The 4580-nt window shown below is 72.7% G+C and carries 5 protein-coding genes; 2 read left to right on the forward strand and 3 right to left on the reverse strand.

The window, feature by feature from the left end:
* A partial coding sequence (locus ESO86_RS18930) for a hypothetical protein (RefSeq protein WP_165307716.1) occupies positions 1-897 on the forward strand: 897 nt, incomplete at its 5' end.
* A gap of 16 nt (positions 898-913) precedes the next feature.
* Positions 914-1552 (forward strand): response regulator transcription factor, encoded by a 639-nt coding sequence (locus tag ESO86_RS11800; RefSeq protein ID WP_129235212.1) that lies wholly within the window; start codon positions 914-916, stop codon positions 1550-1552.
* Between the two features lies 1 nt (position 1553).
* Here the strand turns inward: ESO86_RS11800 and ESO86_RS11805 are convergent, their stop codons facing one another.
* The 3 genes from ESO86_RS11805 to ESO86_RS11815 form a co-directional block, all read right to left on the reverse strand.
* Positions 1554-2828 carry an MFS transporter gene (locus ESO86_RS11805; protein WP_129235209.1) on the reverse strand — a complete coding sequence of 425 codons (1275 nt, stop codon included), beginning with the start codon at positions 2826-2828 and terminating at the stop codon, positions 1554-1556.
* A 106-nt stretch (positions 2829-2934) separates the two neighbouring features.
* Positions 2935-3243 (reverse strand): thiamine-binding protein, encoded by a 309-nt coding sequence (locus ESO86_RS11810; protein ID WP_129235210.1) that lies wholly within the window; start codon positions 3241-3243, stop codon positions 2935-2937.
* A 43-nt stretch (positions 3244-3286) separates the two neighbouring features.
* A partial coding sequence (locus ESO86_RS11815) for a glycosyltransferase 87 family protein (protein ID WP_207207108.1) occupies positions 3287-4580 on the reverse strand: 1294 nt, incomplete at its 5' end.

A 4580-nucleotide genomic window follows, 5' to 3' on the forward strand; every position in this document is an offset into this window, starting at 1 on the left:
GCCGCCGCGCTCCTCCTCCCGGTCGCGGCGCTCCGCGAGACGCGGACCCCGGTCGCCGCATCCGCGGTGATCGCCGGCGTCCTCGCGATCGCGGCGCTGCTCCAGGTGCCGACCGCCGGGTCGTGGACCGTGGCCGGACTGGCGATCGCCGCGACGGCGGTGATCCCCGTGGTGCTCGTGGCCATGGGGGTCCGCGGATTCCGGCGGCTCGTCGGGCGCGAGCTCGACCTCTCGCTCGTGCAGTCGACCGTCGCGACTCCGCGCTCCGCCGTCGGCATGCGCGCCTCGGAGGAACTCGCGGAGCTCGACTACGACGCCGAGTCGCTGCTGGAGGACGTGGGATCGGGTCGCATCTCGATCCCCCTTCCGACCGAGGCCGCCGAGCGGGCGGGCATCCTCGCCGCCCGGCTGCGCATCCGGCTCATCGAGGGCCGCACCGACACCTGGCTGCGTCACGCGGTCACCGAGTCGGCGTACCTCAGCCGACGCGTGCGCATCGACGACCCGCAGGGCCTGGCCGGCCTGCTCTCGCCGACGCAGCGCGAGGGGCTCCTCCTTGCGCTCTGGCTGGTCGCCGGCCAGCGTCGACGCAAGGCGAACGAACCCCCGCTCGAGGTCCGCGTCCAGTGCCGCGAGACCGAGGTCGAGGGCCCGCTCGACGACGACCCAGAGGTCGGCCCGCGATCCGGCGAGCTGGCCGCCGTCGCGATCGGACTCGACGTCTCCGGTCTCACGGCGCGCCGCGTCGATGCGGCGGCATGGGACGCACTCGATAATGTCGGTGTACACGAGATCGTTCCGAGTCCGGAGGGATTCCGCATCGAGCTCGAGTGCCGGATCGACCCCACGGTCCGGAATCCGGCGCCGCCCAGCGCCGTCAACCCGAGGGGAGCATGACGTGCCCGAACCCGAGATGCCGCCCATCCGACTCGCCGTGGTCGACGATCACCGGATGCTGCTCGGCGCTCTCACGGAGTGGCTGCGCGGCGCGACCGACGACGTCGACCTCCTGGCAGCGGTGCCGTCGTGGTCCGAGCTCCTCGCCCACCCGGAGTTCCCGGTCGACGTCGTCCTCCTCGACCTCGACCTGCGCGACAACATCCCGATCTCGATCAAGCTCTCGACCCTGAAGTCGGCCGGCGTGCGGACCATGCTCATGAGCACGTACTCCGAGCCGGCGGTCGTCCGCGAGGCACTCGGCGCCGGTGCCCTCGGCTACCTCGTGAAGTCCGAGCCCGTCGAGACGATCGTCGAGGCGATCCGCGCGGCCCGGAACGGCGAGCAGTACCTGTCGCAGGAGCTCGAGGACGCGCTGCAGTCCGATGGCGCGGCACCTCGCCTGAGCGCGCAGGAGCGTCGCGTGATGGCGCTCTACGGTGCCGGCCAGCCGGTCAAGGCGGTCGCATTCCAGCTCGGGATCTCCGAGGAGACCGCCAAGAGCTACCTGAAGCGGATCCGGGAGAAGTACCGCCTCGCCGGCTACGACGTCGGGACGAAGGTCGCGCTCCGCAAGCGCGCGATCGCCGACGGCATCCTGCTCCAGTCCGAGTAGGTCAGTCGCCGATCGCGCCGAACGCCCCCGTCACCGACGGCAGCGGGATGCCCCGGCGACGGCGCGCGCGGTCGAGCGCGAAGGTCCCGAGGGCGAGGATGCTGCCCGAGACCGTGAGCAGGAGCCCGACCCACACGGGCGCCACGTAGCCGAGGCCGGAGGCGATGACGAGTCCGCCGAGGATGGCGCCGAGGCTGTTGCCGATGTTCAGCGCCGAGTGGTTCAGGGCCGCCGCGATCGACTGGCTGTCGCGTGCGACGTCCATGAGGCGTGCCTGGATCGTGGGCGAGAGCGCCGCCGCGGAGGCGCCGACGAGGAAGACGCCGGCGCCGAGTCCGAGCGGGTGCTGCGCCGTGGCCCCGAGCAGGACGAGCGAACCGGAGAGGGTCGCGAAGAACAGGTACATCGATCGGCGCACGCTCCAGTCCGCGAGGCGCCCGCCGACGAGGTTGCCGATGGTCATGCCGAGGCCGAAGACGACGAGCACGATCGGCACCGCGCCGGCGGGCAGGCCGGTCACCTCGGTCGCGAGCGGCGCCACGTAGCTGTACACGGAGAAGAGGCCGCCGAAGCCGACAGCGCCGATCGCGAGCGCGAACCACGCCTGGGTGCGCGTGAAGATGCGGAGCTCGCGCTTCATCGTCGCTCCGGCGTCGCCCGGCTGCCACGGCAGTGCCACGGCGACGGCGAGGAACGTGGCGACGAAGATCCCGGCGACGACGAGGTAGGCGATGCGCCATCCCGCCTGCTGGCCGAGCCAGGTGATGGTCGGGACGCCGACCACGTTCGCGATGGTGAGCCCGGAGAGGACGAGGGCGACGCCGCGGGCGCGCTTGCCCGGCCCCATGAGGCTCGCCGCGACGAGCGAGGCGATGCCGAAGTAGGCGCCGTGCGGGAGCGCGGCGACGAAGCGCGCAGCCACGACGAGCTCGAACGTGGGCAGGAGCGCCGACGCGATCGTGCCGAGGCTGAAGGCGGCGAGCAGCGCGAGGAGCAGCCGCTTGCGCGGCCAGCGGGCCGCAGCGGCGGCGATGGTCGGGGCGCCGACGACGACGCCCAACGCATAGGCGGAGATGATCCACCCCGCGGCGGCGTTCGCCGCATCCGTCGACTCCGCGGACAGGCCCGGCAGCAGGTCGGCGGCCATGTCGGGCAGGAGGCCCATGGCGACGAACTCGGTCGCGCCGATGCCGAAGCCGCCCATCGCGAGCGCGAGGAGGGCGAAACGGATCCGGGCCGGCGACGGCGTCGTCGGCCCGTGGGAGTCGGGGGTCACCGATCGATCATCGCACGGATCGAATCGATTCGACAACCCGCTGCCGCGTGCCCGGAGCCGGGGCCCGTCGGGGTCGATCGCCTCGGGCCCGGGGTTCGACGCGGGCTCAGCCGTCGTTGTCGATGGCGGCCTCGAGCCGATCGACCTTCGCGTCGAGTTCGCCCGAGTACCCGGGCCGGATGTCCGCCTTGAGCACGAGGGAGACCCGCGAGCCGTAGCCGGCGACCGCGTCGCACGCGTCCTTCACGACCCGCATGACCTCGTCCCACTCCCCCTCGATCTCGGTGAACATCGAGGTCGTGCGATTCGGCAGTCCGGACTCGCGCACGATCCGCACCGCAGCCGCCACCGCGTCGTGCACGGACCCGTCGCTCCGTCCGGTCCCACTCGGTGCGACCGAGAACGCCACCAGCATGAGGATTCCTCCCTGAGGTCGACGGCGCCGGGAGCGCCGGAGGTCACGACGCCGTTCGGGGGCGCCGCTCGCTCCCAGCCTGCCACACCGCACGGACCGACCATCCGAGCAGGACGAACAGGAGCACGACCTTCACCGTCAGCAGCAGGACGAACCCCGGGTTCGCGATGAGCAGCCATGCGTACCAGTACGGGTAGATGACGTGCGTGAGCACTGCGATCGCAGCGGCGACGGCCGCCGGCGTGAGGAACCGGGACCCGCCGAGCACGAGGCCGAGCACGACGGGTGCTGCGAGCCACGTGACGAACTGCGGCGAGCCCACCTTGTTCGCGAGCATCAGCACGGTGGTGAACGCCACCGCGAGCGGCGGCAGCAGCGCGCCGAGGTGGGCGCCCCGGCGCGCAGAGCGCGCCCCCGCAGCCAGCACGGCGGCGATCCCGAGCACCATCAGCGGAGTGGTGAGCGAGGCCGCGACATCCGCCCCCGGCCCCTCGATCTGGAAGGTCAGGATGTCCCGGTCGTACACGATGGTCGCGGCGTCGGTCCCGGCCACGATCCACCACATCCAGGCCACGGCGAGCGGCGCCTCGATCTGCAGCCCGCGCTCGGCCTGCTCGGCGACGAAGCCGAACGCGTTGGCGCCCGATCCGGCGATGAGGCTCACCCCGATGATCCCGATCGACAGCGTCGCGGCGACCGTGAACACCTCGAATCGGCGCCGGTGCGCCACCAGCATCGCCGCGACGAGCGCTGCCGGCCACACCTTGATCCAGGTCGCGACGGTCAGGAGCACGGCGGCCACCCGGGGCCGCCCCGCCGCCCACAGCAGGCCGACGATCGCGAACGGCACGGTCACGGCATCGATCCGGCCGAGCGCGATCGGACCGAGGAACGCGAGGAAGGCCAGCCACCACCAGGCCGCCGCCCTGCGACGCCGGGAGAAGGCGCCCCGACCGAGCAGCACCGAGAAGGCGATCGCGTCGAGGACGGTCACCATGCCGAGCCAGGTCACCCCGTACCAGGCCGATCCGAACGCGAGCGCGGCCGTCATGGGCGCGAACGCCAGGATCGGGTACACCCACGGCGTGTCGATGCCCATGCGCAGGAATCCGAGCTGCGCGGTCTCCGCCCAGACCCGGTACACCGCGGTGACGTCGCCGAGCGGCCAGCCGGGCGCGTAGAGGTTCAGGAGCGCGAGCCCGAGGTGCACCGCTCCGAACGCGACCCAGAGGGCGGCCCGCCCGCCGAGGCGCGAGGGGCCGCGACGCGGGGCCCCCGGCCGGTGCCCCGCGACGTCGGTGCCGGACTCCGCCATGGCATCCGAGCCTAACCGCGCG

The sequence above is a fragment of the Agromyces binzhouensis genome, from assembly GCF_004135055.1.
GTDB classification, from domain to species: Bacteria; Actinomycetota; Actinomycetes; order Actinomycetales; family Microbacteriaceae; genus Agromyces; species Agromyces binzhouensis.